This window comes from Butyricimonas paravirosa (genome assembly GCF_032878955.1).
Classification (GTDB): domain Bacteria; phylum Bacteroidota; class Bacteroidia; order Bacteroidales; family Marinifilaceae; genus Butyricimonas; species Butyricimonas paravirosa.
On the sequence record NZ_CP043839.1, the window covers coordinates 4,510,699 to 4,529,572 of the forward strand.

The following is an 18,874-nucleotide window of genomic DNA, read 5'->3' on the forward strand; positions in this document are numbered from 1 at the left end:
TATGAATAAAATATGTTGTGTATTTTTGATATTAACGGTTCTGGCTTTTGCCGGAACCGGATGTCAGGATAAGACGGAATCATCTACTAAGGCGAGAGTGGAGTTTAAGAATACGGTTGAAGGAAACTTCTTTTTTATTCCAGAGGGGTCTACAGCTGGGTACACGAAAATGGAACCGGATTCTTTGGGAAATTATGCTTATGAGGTGGATTTGAATGTACCGGGTTATTTCCGTTATGTAGGGGTGAACAAGAAATTTTATTTGGTTTATTTGACTCCGGGTGCACGGGTAGAGATACAAGAAGGTGCGGATGGTGTTGTGTTTGTGGGAGATCATGCTGCCGAGAATACGTTTTTGTCTGAAAATGTATATTTAGGTTCTGTACCTGAGGATGTTTCGCTTTACTCGGCAGAGTGGGTGAGACTGAACACAGAGGAGGTGAATCGTTTGATTGGAAATTTGGAAACTTCCGGTTTGGATCAGGACTTTATTCGGCTGCAAAAATTAAAGTATCGTTGTGATTTTTACTTGCAAAGATTAAATGGTCCTGCGAATACTGCGATGTTTGCTCCTCAGTTGAAGATTGAACTGGCAGATAATTTTTATGATTTCATGAAAGAGGTGAACTTTTCGGATTCATCTCTCGTGCAGATACCAAAATGGTTTAACATGATGTTGGGGACATTTGAACAGATGGAAAAGAAGGGATGGATTGAGATTTCTCCGGAGAGATATATGGAAATTTACGCGAAGAAGATCGGGGATGAGAAGGTTCGTTCTATGTTCTTGGTGGAATTGTTGAATCTTACATTACAGAAAGGATATTCTGATGATTTCCCGACTTATCTGGAAGGGGTTCGTCAATATATTACCCATCCGGAGGCATTGGCGGCATTACCCGCTTTGGAGGCTCGTTACCAAGAGTCCAAAGAAACCCATAAAATCATCGCAAGAGGACAGATGGCCCCGGAGTTTAAGGCGGTTGACGTGAAGGGAAAAGAATATACTTCGGCTGATTTTAAGGGCAAGGTGATGGTGTTGGATTTTTGGTTTACGGGATGTATTCCTTGTCGTGCGGAGATGCCTTATATGGAGAAGTTGGCTGATGATATGCAAGGGGAAAATATCGTGTTTATCTCGATGTCCGTGGATACGGGAGATGAGTTGATGGCTTTGTGGAGAAAGATGGTTAAAGATAAGAAAGGTGCCGAGTTACAGTTGAACGTGCCGGGAGGTTTTAAATCGGATCTGGTAAAGAAATACCTGATTCGTGGGGTTCCTCGTATTGTGATCGTGGATAAAGAGGGGAAAATTGTGGATGCGAATGCCAAACGTCCCTCGGATCCTAAATTGCGGATGCAGTTGGAACAATTGGTGAAATAATTATCATGTAGTTCAAAGTGTAATTAAAAAAAGAATCCGGACGGAACTCCGTCCGGATTCTTTTTAATATGTAGGAAAATCATCCATTTAGACTAAATTTTACCCGGTTTACGAGGGAGCGTCCCAGAGTGAGTTCGTCGGTATATTCGAGATCATTACCTATGGCGATACCTTTGGCAAGGGTGCTGACCGTGATTTCATCCCGGCGGGGGAGTTTTTTGAAAATGTAGTAACCCGTGGTATCACCTTCTATGGTGGCTCGCAAGGCGAAAATAACCTCTTTCACGGAAGGATTGGCCACTCGTTCTAGTAGAGAATTAATGTGAAGGTCGGATGGGCCTATGCCGTCCATGGGGGAAATAATCCCTCCTAAAACGTGGTAAAGCCCGTGGTATTGGCCCGTGGCTTCAAGGGACATGATGTCCTTTATGTTTTCCACGACACATATGGTCTGAGAGTCCCGTTTCGGGTCGGAACAAATCTCGCAGGTGTCACTGTCTGAAATGTTATGGCAGTACTGGCACTCTTTGATAGATTCTTTCAAGGCGGTGATACTGGCTGTAAATTGCTTTACCTCTTCGGGGCTTTGGCGCAGCATGTGTAGTACGTAACGCAAAGCTGTTTTGCGTCCGATTCCCGGAAGGGATGCAAATTGTTCCACTGCTTTTTCCAATAGTTTGGAAGATAAAGATTGCATGTTTTATTCCTCTTTGAATTTTAAATCCCGAATCATCATTTGAATGTCGCTTTTCCCCATGAATTCGTTTTCCTGAAGGGTGTAGCAAATATCGAAATATTCACCTTTACTGATACGGGAAAATGCCTCTCCCATACCGAAAGCTATACCACTCCGGTCGTTGCAGACTCTCGTGTCATCCACGACGACCAGTTTTAGGTGTTCGTTGTTACGTCCCACTTGTTTTGAACCAATGAAATTCGTCACGTTTTCAGTCATGAACACGGGGATCGTGTTGTTGGGACCAAACGGGGCGAACTTCTGAATCATGGCATAAAGATCCGGGGTGATGTCGTTTAATTTGATTTGGGCGTCAATATTGATCTGGGGTGTCAACATCTCTTCCGTGATCGTTTCACTCACGATTTTTTGGAATTTAGCCTTGAAAGGTTCGATGTTTTCAAGCCTTAATGTCAGTCCTGCTGCGTATTTGTGTCCCCCGTAATTTTCCAAGAATTCGCTACATTGTGAAATGGCGTAATACAGGTCAAATCCTTCCACGGAGCGAGCAGATCCGGTAGCCAAACCGTTGGATTCTGTCAGGATCACGGTCGGGCGGTAGTAATATTCCGTCAGACGTGAAGCAACGATTCCAATGACACCTTTGTGCCAGTTCGGGTTGTAAAGTACGGTTGCTTTTTGGGATTGGTCGTAGTGGGACTGATTGATGTATTCGAGGGCTTCTTCGGTGATGTCGTGATCCAGCTTTTTGCGTTGATCGTTGAAGTTGTTGATACTTGCGGCGACTTCCGTGGCTCTGGTCTCGTCATCGGCAATCAGGAGTTCAACTGATTTATTCCCCGATTCAACTCGCCCTGCCGCGTTGATTTTTGGGCCTATGCGAAAAACAATGTCATTTATCGTCAGGTCTTTACCGATTCCGGAGAAACTTAGTATCGTTTTTAATCCCAGGCTGGGTTTCCTATTTAATTGTAATAAACCAAAATGAGCGAGGATACGATTCTCTCCCGTGATTGGAACAATGTCACTGGCAATACTGACGCAAACCAAGTCCAACAATTTGTACAAGTCTGCCATTGGTAAGTTGTGTTTCATGCTATATGCCTGTGCCAGTTTGAAGCTGACACCGCAACCGCTTAACCACCGGTAGGGGTAGTGACAATCTTTCCGTTGAGGGTCGAGGACGGCGACAGCATCCGGAAGTTCGTCTCCCGGGGTGTGATGGTCACAGATGATGACATCCACACCCTTGGATTTTGCGTAACGGACTTTCTCCACGGCTTTCACTCCACAATCGGTTACGATCATGAGTGTGATCCCGTTGCGGGCCGCATAATCGATGGCCAAGATGGAAACCCCGTAGCCTTCCGTGTACCTGTCCGGGATGTAATACTCCGGATTCTCGCATTTATTTTTCAGGTATTTATAGAGTAAAGCAACGGCCGTGGTACCGTCCACGTCGTAATCGCCGTAGATCATGACTTTTTCCTCGGTGCTGATTGCTTTTTCCAACCGGAGAACTGCTTTATCCATATCCTTCATCAAGAACGGGTCATGGAGCATGTTGAGGGTTGGATTGAAGAAAGCATGGGCCTCTTCTGCAGTGTCCACACCGCGTTGCAAAAGCAAGTTCGCGATAACATGACTGCAGTTAAGTTCTTTGGATAGTTTGTCAATTTTTTCCCACTCGGGTGGGGTGTTGATGACCCATCTTTTTTTCATTATCTCTTTCTCCTATTCTGCTACAAAGAAGCAGAAATTCCTTGGGATTTCAAAAGAATACTGATTATATTTTTTAACAGGTTTGTTCTAAATAAGGTTATGCGGTTGTGTTTCAGTTGTATAAAAATAAGATTGAATTTTTGGTGATAAAATTTTAACAAAAAGCAGGGGAAATGTAAATAACGAGGGAGAGCAGCCCTTTTACTTTCTTCTTTGCACTTTATTTATTATCTTTGCACATTAATTTTTGAATAAAATTTAGAGCGGGCGTATGCCCGGTGATAAAATAGATTTTATATAACCTTTTAAAGCATATAAAAATGAGTCTTGCAGAATTAAGCGAACAGGAAATTATTCGCCGGAACTCTTTAAACGAGTTGAAAAATTTGGGAATAGATGCCTATCCGGCACCGGAATTTAAAGTAACTCACCTTTCTAAAGAGATTCTGGATAAATTTGAAAAATCACCGGAGGAATTGCAAGAGGTTGTGATTGCCGGGCGAATGATGAGCAGGCGGATTATGGGTAAGGCTTCATTTTTTGAATTACAGGATGCCGAAGGTAGGATTCAGGTCTACGTGAGTCGGGATGATGTGAGTCGGGATGAAGCTTGCACGATGTATAATACCGTTTTCAAAAAGTTAATGGATATTGGTGACATTGTGGGAGTCAAGGGATTCGTGTTCCGCACGAACATGGGAGAGGTCTCAGTTCACGCGAAAGAGTTGGTGATGTTGTCCAAGTCCTTGCGTCCACTACCGGTTGTGAAAGAAAAGGATGGTAAAGTGTTTGATGCTTTTACCGATCCGGAATTGAGATACCGTCAACGTTATTTGGATTTGATCGTGAACCCGCAGGTGAAGGATGTGTTTATCAAGCGTACGAAAATGATCAACGCCATCCGTCAGTTCTACACGGAAATGGGATGTTTGGAGGTGGAGACTCCGGTGTTGCAGGCTATACCGGGAGGGGCTTCGGCGCGTCCGTTTATCACGCATCATAATGCGCTGGATATTCCGTTCTATTTGCGTATCGCGAACGAGTTGTACCTGAAACGTTTGATCGTGGGCGGTTTTAACGGGGTGTTCGAGTTTTCCCGTAATTTCCGTAACGAGGGTATGGACCGGACGCATAACCCGGAATTTACTTGTATGGAGGTGTACGTGCCGTACAAGGATTATTTGTGGATGATGGATAGCACAGAGAGAATGATCGAGGCAGCGGCAATGGCCGTGAACGGGACAACTAAAGCTCCTTTCGGGGAGAACGAGGTGGATTTCAAGCGTCCGTTCAAGCGCGTGAAGATGTCCGAGGCGATTAAAGAATATACCGGGTTTGACATCACAGGTAAGAGTGAGGATGAGATCCGGGCATTCTGTTTGTCTATCGGCTTGAACGTGGACGAGACGATGGGTAAGGGTAAGTTGATTGACGAGATTTTCGGAGAGAAATGTGAAAGTCATTATATACAGCCGACCTTTATTTACGACTATCCGGTGGAGATGTCTCCGCTAACTAAGATGCATCGTTCAGATCCCGGATTAACGGAGCGTTTCGAGTTGTTCGTGAATGGTAAGGAGGTGGCGAACGCTTATTCCGAGTTAAATGACCCGATCGATCAGTTGAATCGTTTCAAAGATCAGTTGGCACTTCAGGAAAGAGGGGATGATGAAGCCATGTTTATCGATTACGACTTTGTGCGTGCCTTGGAATACGGTATGCCCCCGACCTCGGGAATGGGTATCGGAATCGATCGGCTTTGTATGATCCTGACTAATAGCCCGTCTATACAGGATGTGCTGTTGTTCCCGCAAATGAAACCGGAGAAAGTGGCTACCGTGGATGCTGACGAGAAATTTATCGAGTTGGGAATCCCGGCTGATTGGGTTGCCGTGGTTCGTAAAGCCGGTTACCAGACCGTGGAAGCCTTGAAGGCGGTAGAGAACCCGAACAAGTTGCATCAGGAATTGAGCGGTTTAAATAAAAAAATGAAATTAGGCTTGAAGACCTTATCTCCGGATGAGGTAAAGAGCTGGATAAAATAGGTTCTAAGGTTTGTAAAGTTTATAAGGTCTATAAAGTTATTTTTTTGCCTTATAAACTTTATAACTTTATGAACTTTATAAACTTATTGGTATCATGGAAATAGTTGAGAAACCAAGGATTGGAGTAGTTGGTGGGGGTAGTTGGGCTACCGCTATCGCTAAAATGCTGACAGAAAATAACGGGCATATTAATTGGTTCATGAGAAACATTGAATCGATAAAGGCCTTTAAAGTATTAAAACACAATCCGCGGTATTTGTGTGGTGTCGATTTTGATATAGACAAAATCTCATTTTCGGATGATCTGGATTGGGTGATCATGAATTCCGATGTGATTGTGTTCGCTATCCCGAGTGCTTTCCTGCAAAACGTGGTAACTCCAAGGTTGCAAGTGTCGTTGAAAGATAAGATTATCGTTTCGGCCATCAAGGGGATGATTCCGGATGAGAATCTACTTATCGGGGAGTTCTTCCACCAGAAATACGAGGTACCTCTAGGACAGATTGTAATTATCTCCGGTCCCTGCCATGCGGAGGAAATAGCCTTGGAGCGTTTGTCTTATTTGACATTCTCCAGTGAGAACCTGCGGGTAGCACGGACTGTGGCTCAATTATTCGAGTGTTTCTACGTGAAAACCACGATTTCCGATGATATATACGGGGCCGAGTATGCCGCGGTGCTGAAAAACGTTTTTGCTATTGCGTCGGGAATCTGTCACGGATTGCGATATGGCGATAATTTTCAGGCCGTGTTGGTTGCTAATGCCATTCAGGAAATGGAACGCTTTGTGAATGCCGTGCATCCGATTCAACGGGATATTAAATTTTCTGCATACTTGGGTGATTTGTTAGTAACAGCCTATTCCCAGTTCAGCCGGAACCGGACATTCGGTACGATGATCGGGAAAGGATATTCCGTGAAGTCTGCGCAAATGGAGATGTTGATGGTTGCCGAGGGGTATTTTGGCGTGAAAGGAATTCATGAAATCAATCAGCAGTATAAAGTCCACATGCCTATCACGGAGGCCGTTTATAACATCCTCTACGAGCGAATCAGTCCGACAATGGAAATCAGATTGTTAACCGACGAGTTGAGATAAAAATTAAAAGATAAAAGCTAAAAGTTTAATAAGAAAATTTGGAAAGTGTAAATGAGGTTTTATCATTTTCAATTTTCAATTTTCAATTTTCAATTAAAAAGTATGTCAAATTACAGTGCGAGGGTTTGGGAATGTGTGAAAAAGGCCTTACCCGTGGCGATAAAGACGTCAGTATGGTTTTTGAAAATCATGTTGCCGGTATCTTTGTTCGTGACCTTGCTGTCATACTTTAATATTCTGCCTTATATTTCTTCATTCGCATCCCCTTTGTTTACCTTGATCGGTTTGCCGGGAGATGCAGCCTTAGTGTTCGTTACCAGTATATTTACGAATATATATACCGTAATCGCCTTGCTTTCCACGCTTGATTTTTCCGTGCGGGAAAGTTTGATCATGGCGACGATGTGTTTGATTTCCCATAACTTTGTCGTGGAAACTATCGTGTTACAGAAGACCGGTTCGTCTGCGGTGTGGATGGTGATCTTGCGAGTCTTGGGAAGTTTCGTTGCGGCAATTGGTTTGAATTGGTTGCTGCCGGAAATGAGCGGGAAGATGATGGCGGAAACGGCGGTTTCTCTCGGTTTCTGGGAGACGATGTTACATTGGCTGGAGAGTAGTGTGATGCTGGGGCTGAAAATCGTACTGGTGATTTCGGGGTTGATGATACTGCAACGGTTGTTGGAAGAGTTCGGCATTTTGAAAATATTGTCTGCCATGTTATCCCCGTTAATGCGTTTGTTCGGGCTGAATCCGGATGTGGCTTTTCTGTGGTTGGTGGGGAACACGGTCGGATTGGCTTACGGTTCCGCGATCATGATGGATTATGCCAAGATGGGAAAACTGGGACATCAGGAGGCAGATTTGCTGAATCATCATCTGGCGATTTCTCATTCGCAACTGGAGGATCCGCTGTTGTTTGCCGTGATGGGATTACCTGCGGGATGGTTGATATTTCCCCGTGTCGTGTTAGCCGTGATTGTTGTGTGGATTCGTCGGGGCATTTATTTATTACAGGTGCGTGTACACTCACCGGTAAAAGTTGAAAATATTAGTTTATAAAGATATGAAATACACTATTGAAGAGGTTTTGAACGAAAAGCAAGCAAAAGAATTTTTGCTGCTACCTGTATCCCTTTACAAGAATGACGAAAATTGGGTACGGCCTTTAGATAATGACATCACAAAGGTTTTCGATCCGGCAAAGAATCCGTTTTTCAAGCATGGCGAGTGTACCCGTTGGCTGTTACGGGATGAGAAAGGCCAATGTGTTGGGCGGGTGGCTTCTTTTATTGATAGAAGTTCCTGCCATTTGGATTCCTACTCGGTGGGGGGAATGGGTTTCTTCGAGTGTATTAATGATCAGGAGGCCGCTTTCATGCTGTTCGATCGTTGTCGGGCATGGCTGGAGGAACGGGGAATGGAGTCCATGGAGGGGCCGGTGAATTTCGGGGAGCGTAACGAGTGGTGGGGATTGTTGGTAGACGGTTTCAAACCGCCTGTATTCCAAATGCCTTACACGCACAAGTATTATGTTCCGTTCTTCGAGAACTACGGGTTCCGTGACTATTTCAAACAATATATCTACCGGACTCGCTTGGTGGAGGAAAGTCTTTCCAAGGTCGTGGTTTGGAAATCGGAACGGTTGTTGAAGAATGAAGATTACCGGATTATTTCCTATCGTGAAATGACTCCCCGGCAGGCAAAAGATTCATTCCTGACCATTTATAATAAGGCATGGAACTTGAACGTACATGGCGTTGGAGGAATGGATAAGGAACAGGTGGAGGCGTTGTTCAAGACCCTGAAACCCGTGCTTGATCCTGATTTATTGTATTTTGCTTACTATAAAGGGGAACCTATCGGTTTTTTTATCATGATTCCGGAATTGAACTATATCGTGAAGCACGTGAATGGTAAGATTAGCGGGTTGGGTATTTTGAAATTCCTGTACTATCGTCATATCAAGCGGGGACGTGTGGCCTTGGGATTGATCTTTGGAGTTGCATCCGAATTCCAGGGGCGTGGGGTGGAGGCTGCTATGATTTATGCTTTCTGTAAGAATATCATTTTGTCGAAGAAGACATATGATTGGTTGGATATGAGTTGGGTGGGAGATTTCAACCCACAGATGATGCACTTGATGGATTATATCGGAGCAAAACAATCTCAGACTTATATTACTTATCGTAAGTTGTTTCGGGATGATATTGAATTTTGCCGTTCTATCGATAAAAAGGTAAAAGACCCGGAGAGTGCTGAGTGATAAAATAGCGAGTTACTTAACTTGAAATCTAAAATTTAAAATCTAAAATAAGTATGTCTTGGTTAAGTGAGCTGTTTTTTGGACAGGGGGTTGCTCATTCGGTGTTAATGTTCGCAATCGTTATCGCTTTGGGGATCGTGCTTGGGAAAGTGAAAATTTGGGGAGTTTCGTTAGGAATAACCTGGATTCTTTTTGTTGGGATTATTTGCAGTCATTTCGGGATGCGGGTAGATGGGCATACGTTGCATTTCATGAAAGAATTCGGCTTGATCCTGTTCGTGTATTCCGTGGGATTACAGGTTGGTCCCGGTTTTTTCTCCTCTTTTAGGAAGGGTGGTTTAACTTTGAATATGCTGGCCACGGGAATCGTGTTGTTGGGGGTGGTTACCACGTATGTTATCCATGTTGTTACCGGGTTACCGATCACAACGATGGTCGGTATTCTTTCCGGGGCCGTGACTAATACGCCGGGATTGGGTGCCGCTCAACAAGCCTATTCGGATATGGCGGGAGTGAATGATCCCACGATTGCTTTGGGGTATGCGGTGGCTTATCCGTTGGGCGTGATCGGGATTATCGGGTCGATCTTGTTGATGCGGGTGATCTTCCGGGTGAAGTTCGAAAAGGAGAACGAGGATTTGGAACGGCAGGACGGGGATCGGGCCAACGGGGCTCAACAGTTTTCCGTGCGGGTAACGAATCCGGCTTTGTTTGGTAAGGATTTGATGGAAATTACCCGTTTGATAAACCGAAAGTTCGTGTTTTCGCGGGTTTGCCACGAGGATGACCGGATTGAAATAGGTTCTTCCGAGACTTGCTTGCGCGAGGGGGATAAATTACTTGTCGTGGCTGCCTTACAAGATATTGATGCGATCACTGCTTTTCTCGGGGAACGGGTTGAAGTTGCTTGGGAACAGTTGGATAAGCAACTGGTGTCTCGTCGAATCGTGATCACCAAAGGAGAGGTGAACGGGAAAATGTTAGGAGAGATGCGGTTGCGGAATTGTTTCGGGGTTAACGTGACCCGGGTGAATCGAGCCGGGGTGGATTTGGTGGCTAAACCGAATTTGCAGTTACAGATCGGGGATCGCTTGACGATTGTCGGTCCGGAAGCTGCCGTTACGAATGTGGCAAAGGTGTTGGGTAACTCTTTACGTCGTTTGCGTGAACCGAATCTGGTATCCATATTTTTGGGTATATTCTTAGGAATTTTGCTGGGGAGTATTCCATTTACTTTCCCCGGTATTCCTCAGCCGGTAAAGCTGGGATTAGCGGGAGGTCCGTTGATTATTTCTATCTTGATCAGTCGTTTCGGTCCTCAATACGGTTTGGTGACTTACACGACTATGAGTGCCAATCTGATGTTGCGGGAAGTGGGGATTGCCTTGTTCCTTGCGAGTGTCGGGTTGGGTGCAGGCGATGGGTTTGTGGAGACCATTATTGATGGAGGTGGTTATGCCTGGATTGGTTACGGTTTTATTATTACCGTGGTTCCTTTGATTATTATCGGGATAATTGCCCGCACCATATATAAAGTGAATTATTTCACGTTGATGGGGTTAATGGCCGGAAGTATGACCGACCCGCCAGCATTGGCTTACTCCAATGGAATCGTGGGAAATGATGCTCCTGCCGTGAGTTACGCCACGGTGTACCCGCTCACGATGTTCTTGCGGGTACTGACGGCACAGATGCTGGTTTTATTTTTTGTTTAGCGGTGATGCTCGTGTAAGATTTATTTCAAATGAGCCCGAATCCGGCTTAATGATTGAGGCGTGATGTTTAGGTATGAGGCGATTTCTTTTAACGAAACTCGTTGTAAAAGTTGTGGAAATTCTTTTATTAGCATTTGATACTGGTGGCCTTTATCGGCCCAGTAGTACTCGATAAAATAATGTTCGTACTCCTGCATGGTCTTTTCCATCAGTTTGCGTCCCCAGTTTGCCAATTCCAGGGAATGAAGGAAGAGGTATTCCAAGTGAGAACGGGAGATTTTCACGAGCGTGGAAGATTCGAGGGTTTCTAGTGTGAATTTAGCTGTCGGTGTTTGTGACAGGTCTGGCATGGTGGCGGCCATATCTCCCTCGAATGCAAACAATAGGGTAAACTCCTTACCTTCCCGTTCGATAAATCCACGGACAGAACCTTTTTCCACGAAATAAATATAGTCATTGCGTTGCCCTTCCTGCACGATGGGGTCTTTTTTGTTGAAAGAGATGGTTATTGCATCTTTAAGGAGAAGGAGGATACTATCCGAGGATAGTTTATATTGTTGTTGGAGTATATCTGAAAATGTCATGTCATGATGTTTTGAAAGGTTATAGGACGATCCCGCCACCGATTACCCGGTCTTCCCGATAAAAGACAGCCGGTTGTCCGGGGGCAATAGCCCATGCGGGAGAGGAGAGTTGTACGTGTAATGTCCGATCGGGTTGGAAAGATAGTTGTACGAATCCTTCCGGGTTCAGCCCGATACCCCGTACTTTAACTTCTATGTCTTGTGAATGAATTTCTTCGGGATTAATAAAATGAACTTGCCCGAGAGTAAAGGTCCTTCGGTGTAGGCTTGCCTTATCTCCCACGACGATTTGGTTCGTGGACGGGGATAGGCGTGAAACATATTGTGGGAATTGTTCATTGGGTGGGATTCCTCTCTTTTGTCCCACGGTGTAATTCACGATTCCGGTATGTTCTCCCACGTGATTTCCGAATTCATCCACGATCCGGCCGGGTGTGAAACAAGAGTCTGTCCCCGGCTGGCGGGCGATGAAATCCCGGTAGTCTCCTTTCTCAAGAAAACAGATACTCATGCTTTCCTGTTTTTCAGCCAAGTGGATAAACCCGTGTTCTTTGGCCATTTCCTTTACCTGTGTTTTCGTGTAATCTCCTAATGGGGTGATGGCCCGGCATAGAATCTCTTCCGGTACGCCCCATAAGAAGTACGATTGGTCTTTATTCGGGTCAACTCCTTTATGGACGTAATAATGGTTCGCGAAAGGGTGAATCCGAATGTAGTGTCCCGTGGCGACATGGTGTACTTTTAGTTCGTTTGCCAAGTCTCGAAGTAGATTCCATTTGACAAAGCTGTTACACGTGGCGCACGGGTTGGGGGTAATTCCCGAAAGGTAACCTTGGATGAAGGGTTGGACCACCTGTTCTTGGAAAAGTTGTCTACCATTTAACCGGTAGAGTTTGATGCCCGTTTGTTTACACAATTCCTCGACTTCCGGTTCTTGCGAGGAGCCGGCCCGTGATTCCCATAATTGCAGGTGGACACCAATAACTTCAAAACCCTGTTGTTGTAACAGGAGTGCCGTAACGAAACTATCCACGCCTCCGCTGAGACCAACTACAACTTTTTCCATGTTCCTTTTTATTGAAGTCGGGGGACAAAAATACGGTTTAATTTTAGAATTGTCATGAGGTTTTGTATTTTATTGGATGAATTTGTTGCTTGAACTCCTGATACTTGTGGGATAGCAAGTATTTTTAAGGCAATATTTTTTACGTGTACTTCCGGATGGGACTTGTTTTTCTCGTTTAAATTACCTTAATTTGCAGCACGAAATACGGGAGTGGCTCAGTTGGTAGAGCATCGGTCTCCAAAACCGAGGGTCGGGAGTTCGAACCTCTCCTCCCGTGCAGAAAGAGGTTGTTACGGCAACCTCTTTTTTCGTGTGTTATGCCATTGGGATAATGTCTGTCGCTTGTTGATCATGACTTTTATCGTAGTTGCAAGCCTGTCTCGCCTATATCTTGGCAGGAAGTTCAGGTTTGATTGACTATAACTTGTCGGCTGAGGATCGATGACTTATCGGTAACTTATCGATGACTTATCGTTAAGTTAGTAGTGAAGGTACGGCGGGAGACGGGAGAGAATGTACTGAAATATAGTGAAATAAGTGATGGAACATGATGGGGAACTGCGAACTTTACTTGTATTGTATTGAACATTAATTAAGAATCGTGTTAATGAATGTTGCGAATCGTGTCCACGCATAACTCGATTTTGCCGTTTCCCCGGATATGTATACTTTTGTCATCACTAAAAAGATAGTGTTTCAAAAAGTGTGTAAATACCTTCTTTTCTCATGACTGCAAAATTATAAATAGTTCAATAAAATAATCTTGATTCTAAAAAATTATAAATAGGATATTTATAAATATCTGCATTTTGGGCTACCGTTCCCATTAGGAGAATAACGGCTTGGGGGTTTGGCATGGCGCCCCTCATGTTGATGACCCTCTTGTAATCCCTGTTCAGCCTTTCGATCCAGTTTGTGGTGTAAATCATCCCCCTGATTTCCCTCTCGTACTTGAAGTAGGTGAAATAGAACCTGTACCTGTCGTGGCAATATCTTTTCAAAACGGGATAACTTTTCTGCCACCTGGCAATAAACTCTTTAAATTTTTCGAAAGCCTTTTCCGGGGAGATCTCCCACTGGTCGGGAGCGCAAACCTGCTTGAGTTCTTCCATGACCTGTTTCTTGTCCCTGGGCTTGACTTTCCCAGCTATATTCCTCTTCAGGTGCACGGTACATAATTGTAAATCTGCTTTTGGAAAGGTTTCTGCCAGCACGTTTTCAATACCGGGCAATCCATCACACACCAGGAGATCAATCACGGCCACGCCTCTTTCCTTGAGGTCTTCAAACACGTCCTTCCAGTTCGTGGCACTTTCCGTGGGGAAATTCACCACGGCCAGCACCTCGCGGGTTCGGTCTTCTTTCACCCCCAAAACCGTGTAGTAAGCCTCGTTGGAAACGGAATCATCACGACGGGTGAGGACATAGGTGGCATCGATGTAAATTATCGGGTAACGATTATCCAGTTCACGACCTAGCCAGGCATTTACATCCTCGCGGGCCGTGTTCAACAAGCGGCTAACCTGGCTTTTACTGTAATGTTTGCCGTAAAATTGCTCGTAAATTTTACCCACCTGTTCCGTGGTTAAACCGCTGCAATAAAGGCTACTCACTAGCTTTTGAGCCTCTTCTTCCTGGTCTTTTAGCACCCCCAGTAACATCGGGTAAAAATGGTTGTTACGACTACGCGGGACCCGAAGTTCGAAGACCTTACCGCCATGACATACTCGACGACCACGAAAACCGTTACTCACGTCACCACGTGTCTCGTTATGAAGATCACGTTCCGATAACATTAAACTCTCTAAACCTTGTTTAACCAAGCCTTGTAAACCTAGTTCACCGTTTGTGATTTCGGAAATTATTTCCGAGATTTGTTCATGTGTAAATTCCATAATTATTCATTTTTGAAAATTGCATTACAAAAATAATCAATTCGGAATTTACACACTTTTTGAAACACTATCACATTCTGGTTGACAAATTGGTTTAACCGTAGTTTAAATATTGGGCTAAAAATGGCATTTTTGAGGGTAAAAGAAAAGAGAGCTACTTTTGTAACTCTCTCATTTTCAGTGGTGCCACCAGGAATCGAACCGGGGACACAAGGATTTTCAGTCCTTTGCTCTACCAACTGAGCTATGGCACCATCGTTATTGTTTAACGGGTGCAAAAGTAGGGAAAATTTTTGAAATCGCAAGCGTTTAGGGAGAAAAAGTGGAGGGAAATGTAAAAAAAATGATGAATATGAAATCGAATTGATGAAAACAGGCTGTGATTCAATATCTATGATAAGGGAATAAATCTGGTGTAAAATAAAGAAAAAATGCGTGATTAATTTTTGATTATTAAGAAATTACTTATATTTGTCGCATTAGAAGATAAATAGTTGTTTATCGTTGAAACCAAAGATATACCTCTACGTACCCTTCTATATGTATTATTAATTTTAATTATTTTTATTGTGAATATTTTTGTTGCAAAGTTAAGTTCCACGACCACAAGTGAGGACTTACAAGCTCTTTTCTCAGAGCATGGTTCTGTTTCTTCAGCCAAAGTTATTATGGACAAAGAAACTGGTAACTCTAAATGTTTTGGTTTTGTTGAGATGGAAGATGAAACGGAAGGTTTCAACGCGATCAATGCCTTAAACGAAACTGAATTCCAAGGAAGAAAAATCGTTGTGAAAAAGGCTAGACCCAGAGAAGAAGGTGGCGACGACAGAGGTCAAAGATTCCCAAGAGAAAGAAGATTTAATTCGAATCGTTAAGAATGAGAAAACAGAGAGTTTGGAAAAGCTCTCTGTTTTTTTGTATCATTTTCGGTACTTCGCTTTCAAATAAGCGTATAACACTTGGTGCATTAATTGTGCTTCCGTCAGTTCTTCGTCCGTGAGGTTGGGAGCGAGTTCTATGCCGTTGCAGACATCTGTCAATTGTTCATCCCGGTCGATACGGTCATCGAAATTCTGTTCTATCAAGAAAATATCGAACAATTGCATCCGTTCGATGGATTCCAAGGCTAGATTTCGGGCTTCCAACAGGTTGTTCTCCCGGTATTTTTTCAAGAAGACTTCGATTAGGCTATCCGTGAAATAGTCTGCGAAATAGTGCATCAAGATGATACGCTTTTTGAGGCACTCGTAGATGTGTGCCGGGGCTGACGAGATACACTCGCTGATGCCCAGATAAGCAAGTTCTGCCAGCTCGATGCTTTCCTCTTCTTCTTCATCCAGTTCGAGTAGGAGAATCTTGTACAACAAATCGGCGTATTCCTCCTGACGGGTGATGTCCCGGCTTTCATGGTAATAATGAAAACGATCGGGGATGACTTTCTTCAATAACAGACGGAGGGCCTTCCGGTCCCCGCTGGCACTGTGTAGTAAAGATTCGTCAAGTATGTTTTCCAGTTTGTTCATGGTTGTCTGTTATTTTTCTTCGGACGGGTTAAAGTTTACCCAGCCTTGGGCTTTCAGCTCGAATGAATTACCGTCCTTCGTGATTAAATTATAACCTTCGCTTTTGGCACAAGTATGTCCGATGATACTGATCTCTTCCATGGTAATCAGTTTATCGTAGGCATCCAGTGGTGCGGTGAACAAGAGTTCATAATCCTCTCCCCCGGAAAGAGCGCATACCGTGGCATTCATGTTAAGCTCCTCGGCCATTTTGAAAGTCTGGTAATCAATTGGAATCTTTTCCTCGTAGATGTTGCAACCTAGGCCGGAATCATGGCAGATGTGCAAAACTTCGGATGAAAGACCATCGGAAACGTCCATCATGGCAGTCGGCTTAATGCCTTTTTCCTTGAGTAATTGGATGATATCCATTCTGGCTTCCGGTTTTAGCTGGCGTTCGAGGATATATTCATACCCCGAGAAGTCCGGTTGGGCATTGGGATTTTCCTTGAACACGACTTTTTCTCTCTCCAACAACTGAAGTCCCATGTAAGCGGCACCCAAATTCCCACTGACACAAATCAGGTCATTTTCCCGTGCGGTATTGCGATAAACAATATCTTCCTCGTCAGCCTCTCCGATCACCGTGATACTGATACACATTCCCGTTTGGGAAGAGGTCGTGTCACCGCCCACGAGATCAATCCCGTAGTGGTCGCAGGCAAGATAAATGCCCTCGTACAATTCATCGACCGCTTCCAAAGAGAAACGATTGGAAACAGCAAGGGAAACCGTGATCTGCCGGGGAGTCCCGTTCATGGCGTATATGTCGCTGGCGTTTGTCGCTACAGCCTTGTACCCTAGATGTTTCAACGGGGCATAGGCCAGATCGAAATGTACTCCTTCGATCAGCATATCCGTGCTGACCAGTACTTTTTTGTCCTTGTAATCGAGTACGGCCGCATCGTCGCCGACTCCTTTCAATGAAGATTCGTTTTTTAATTTTATATCTTGTGTCAGGTGGCGGATCAAGCCGAATTCCCCTAACGTGGATAGTTTCGTCAATGGTTTGTTTTCACTCATGTTTCAGTTCTTATATATTGAAAACAAAAATACGCTAAATTGATGAATCGAGCAAATGATAATGTGGCTACGCCACGTTACAGGTTACAAGTTTGCAGGTTATAAGTTTATGATGAGGTATTTCGCAAGAGAGAATGAATCATAACGGGGATTTATCACGTAATAGATATTATCTACCTGATAGATGATTGATAGGTAATATTTTTTTGTACTTTTGCACAGATTGATAAATTGGAGATAATAGGGTAAAAAAGTTATGGCTAAAGAACAAGACGATATATTGAATGAAGTAACTGAGGGTGAGTATAAATACGGTTTTGTTTCTGACGTGGAAACCGAGATGATCGGGAAGGGATTGAATGAATCGGTGATCCGCTTGATTTCACAGAAGAAGGAAGAGCCGGAATGGCTCTTGGAATTCCGCTTGAAGGCTTACCGTCACTGGCTTACGATGAAAATGCCCACGTGGGCGAAATTGGAGATTCCTCCGATTGATTATCAGGACATCGTGTACTACGCAGCCCCGAAACAGGAGGTAAAGAAATCGTGGGATGAGGTCGATCCCGAGTTGAAAGCGACGTTTGACAAATTGGGTATTCCTTTGGACGAACAAAAAGCGTTATCCGGGGTGGCAGTGGATGCCGTGATGGATAGCGTGTCCGTGAAGACCACGTTCAAGGAGACGCTGGCAGAACGGGGAGTGATCTTTTGCTCGTTCTCCGAGGCCGTGAAGAATCACCCGGATTTAGTGAAACGTTATCTGGGTTCGGTTGTCCCCTATGCTGACAATTTCTTTGCCGCATTAAATTCGGCCGTGTTTAGTGACGGATCGTTTGTTTACATCCCGAAAGGGGTTCGTTGCCCGATGGAGTTGTCCACTTATTTCCGGATCAACGCGGCAAATACTGGACAGTTTGAACGTACTTTGATCGTGGCAGAAGAGGAGAGTTTCGTGAGCTACTTGGAAGGATGTACTGCACCGCAACGGGACGAGAATCAGTTACATGCTGCCATCGTGGAGATCGTGGTGGAAAAGAATGCGGAAGTGAAATACAGTACCGTGCAAAATTGGTACCCTGGAGATAAGAACGGGAAAGGTGGTATCTATAATTTCGTGACCAAACGGGGCATCTGCAAAGGGGAGAATGCCAAATTGATATGGGCTCAGGTGGAGACCGGATCAGCGGTTACATGGAAATACCCGAGTACGATATTGAAGGGAGACGGATCTGTCAGCGAGTTTTACTCCGTGGCCGTGACTAACAATTACCAACAGGCAGACACGGGAACCAAGATGATCCATATCGGAAATAACACTCGTAGCCGGATCGTATCGAAAGGTATTTCGGCGGGATATAGTTCCAACTCTTACCGGGGCCGGGTGAAGGTGGTGAAAAATTGTAAGAATGCCCGGAATTTTTCACAATGCGATTCTTTGTTATTGGGAGATAAATGCGGGGCTCATACGTTCCCTTATTTGGAAGTGGCGAATCCCACGGCACAGGTGGAACACGAGGCTACAACCTCCAAGATTGGGGAAGACCAGATATTCTATTGTAACCAGCGAGGAATTTCAACAGAAGATGCCATTGGTTTGATCATCAAAGGATATGCCGGAGACGTGATCAATAAAATGCCGATGGAATTTGCTGTCGAGGCACAAAAGCTGTTGCAAATCAGTTTGGCGGGAAGCGTGGGATAGGAAACTAAAAGCTAAAAACTAAAAGCTAAAAGTTTATAGATTTATGATTTATGAATTACGATTTATGATTTTGGAATGGAGGCGGTTCGAGAGATTGGAATCTGAAATCTAAATTTA

At 44.3% G+C, this 18,874-nt stretch carries 15 protein-coding genes and 2 tRNA genes; 9 read left to right on the forward strand and 8 right to left on the reverse strand.

Annotated features, from left to right (window positions below; all coding sequences use genetic code 11):
* The first annotated feature begins 1 nt into the window (after position 1).
* The gene (locus F1644_RS18220; RefSeq protein ID WP_158572057.1) at positions 2-1,384 is read left to right on the forward strand and encodes a TlpA family protein disulfide reductase; all 1,383 of its coding nucleotides are present in this window, start codon (positions 2-4) and stop codon (positions 1,382-1,384) included.
* A gap of 79 nt (positions 1,385-1,463) precedes the next feature.
* On the opposite strand, the gene recR is transcribed toward F1644_RS18220, so the two are convergent.
* A complete protein-coding gene (recR, locus tag F1644_RS18225; RefSeq protein ID WP_118304312.1) occupies positions 1,464-2,081 on the reverse strand; it encodes a recombination mediator RecR in 618 nt (205 codons plus the stop codon).
* 3 nt (positions 2,082-2,084) lie between these two features.
* Positions 2,085-3,803 (reverse strand): single-stranded-DNA-specific exonuclease RecJ, encoded by a 1,719-nt coding sequence (recJ, locus tag F1644_RS18230; RefSeq protein ID WP_087421113.1) that lies wholly within the window; start codon positions 3,801-3,803, stop codon positions 2,085-2,087.
* A 320-nt stretch (positions 3,804-4,123) separates the two neighbouring features.
* Here recJ and lysS point away from each other — a divergent pair, with 320 nt between their 5' ends.
* From lysS to F1644_RS18255, 5 genes are all read left to right on the forward strand, one after another.
* Positions 4,124-5,848: a lysine--tRNA ligase gene (lysS, locus tag F1644_RS18235; RefSeq protein ID WP_087421114.1), complete on the forward strand. Its 1,725-nt coding sequence runs from the start codon at positions 4,124-4,126 to the stop codon at positions 5,846-5,848.
* 94 nt (positions 5,849-5,942) lie between these two features.
* Complete coding sequence (locus F1644_RS18240; protein WP_087421115.1) at positions 5,943-6,947, forward strand: NAD(P)H-dependent glycerol-3-phosphate dehydrogenase; 1,005 nt, start codon at positions 5,943-5,945, stop codon at positions 6,945-6,947.
* A gap of 102 nt (positions 6,948-7,049) precedes the next feature.
* Entirely contained in the window at positions 7,050-8,006 is a 957-nt protein-coding gene (locus F1644_RS18245) for a nucleoside recognition domain-containing protein (protein WP_087421116.1), read from the forward strand.
* Positions 8,007-8,010: 4 nt separating this feature from the next.
* Positions 8,011-9,210: a hypothetical protein gene (locus F1644_RS18250; RefSeq protein ID WP_118304311.1), complete on the forward strand. Its 1,200-nt coding sequence runs from the start codon at positions 8,011-8,013 to the stop codon at positions 9,208-9,210.
* A 53-nt stretch (positions 9,211-9,263) separates the two neighbouring features.
* Complete coding sequence (locus tag F1644_RS18255; RefSeq protein ID WP_118304310.1) at positions 9,264-10,925, forward strand: putative transporter; 1,662 nt, start codon at positions 9,264-9,266, stop codon at positions 10,923-10,925.
* Between the two features lie 20 nt (positions 10,926-10,945).
* On the opposite strand, the gene F1644_RS18260 is transcribed toward F1644_RS18255, so the two are convergent.
* Both F1644_RS18260 and mnmA read right to left on the reverse strand, forming a co-directional pair.
* Complete coding sequence (locus tag F1644_RS18260; protein WP_118304309.1) at positions 10,946-11,509, reverse strand: Crp/Fnr family transcriptional regulator; 564 nt, start codon at positions 11,507-11,509, stop codon at positions 10,946-10,948.
* A 19-nt stretch (positions 11,510-11,528) separates the two neighbouring features.
* Complete coding sequence (gene mnmA, locus F1644_RS18265; protein WP_118304308.1) at positions 11,529-12,575, reverse strand: tRNA 2-thiouridine(34) synthase MnmA; 1,047 nt, start codon at positions 12,573-12,575, stop codon at positions 11,529-11,531.
* 204 nt (positions 12,576-12,779) lie between these two features.
* Here mnmA and F1644_RS18270 point away from each other — a divergent pair.
* Positions 12,780-12,852: transfer RNA gene (locus F1644_RS18270), tRNA-Trp, on the forward strand.
* Between the two features lie 472 nt (positions 12,853-13,324).
* On the opposite strand, the gene F1644_RS18275 is transcribed toward F1644_RS18270, so the two are convergent.
* Positions 13,325-14,470 carry an IS256 family transposase gene (locus F1644_RS18275; RefSeq protein WP_273493712.1) on the reverse strand — a complete coding sequence of 382 codons (1,146 nt, stop codon included), beginning with the start codon at positions 14,468-14,470 and terminating at the stop codon, positions 13,325-13,327.
* A 181-nt stretch (positions 14,471-14,651) separates the two neighbouring features.
* A tRNA-Phe gene (locus tag F1644_RS18280) sits at positions 14,652-14,724 on the reverse strand.
* Between the two features lie 315 nt (positions 14,725-15,039).
* On the opposite strand from F1644_RS18280, the gene F1644_RS18285 reads away from it, so the two are divergent.
* Positions 15,040-15,345, forward strand: a complete 306-nt coding sequence (locus tag F1644_RS18285; RefSeq protein WP_087421891.1) for an RNA recognition motif domain-containing protein — start codon at positions 15,040-15,042, stop codon at positions 15,343-15,345.
* 45 nt (positions 15,346-15,390) lie between these two features.
* Here F1644_RS18285 and F1644_RS18290 read toward each other — a convergent pair whose 3' ends face one another.
* Positions 15,391-15,993, reverse strand: a complete 603-nt coding sequence (locus F1644_RS18290) for a hypothetical protein (protein WP_087421655.1) — start codon at positions 15,991-15,993, stop codon at positions 15,391-15,393.
* Positions 15,994-16,002: 9 nt separating this feature from the next.
* Entirely contained in the window at positions 16,003-17,055 is a 1,053-nt protein-coding gene (gene thiL / locus F1644_RS18295; RefSeq protein WP_118305791.1) for a thiamine-phosphate kinase, read from the reverse strand.
* Positions 17,056-17,311: 256 nt separating this feature from the next.
* Here thiL and sufB point away from each other — a divergent pair, with 256 nt between their 5' ends.
* The gene (sufB, locus tag F1644_RS18300; protein WP_087421657.1) at positions 17,312-18,757 is read left to right on the forward strand and encodes a Fe-S cluster assembly protein SufB; all 1,446 of its coding nucleotides are present in this window, start codon (positions 17,312-17,314) and stop codon (positions 18,755-18,757) included.
* Positions 18,758-18,874 lie beyond the last annotated feature (117 nt).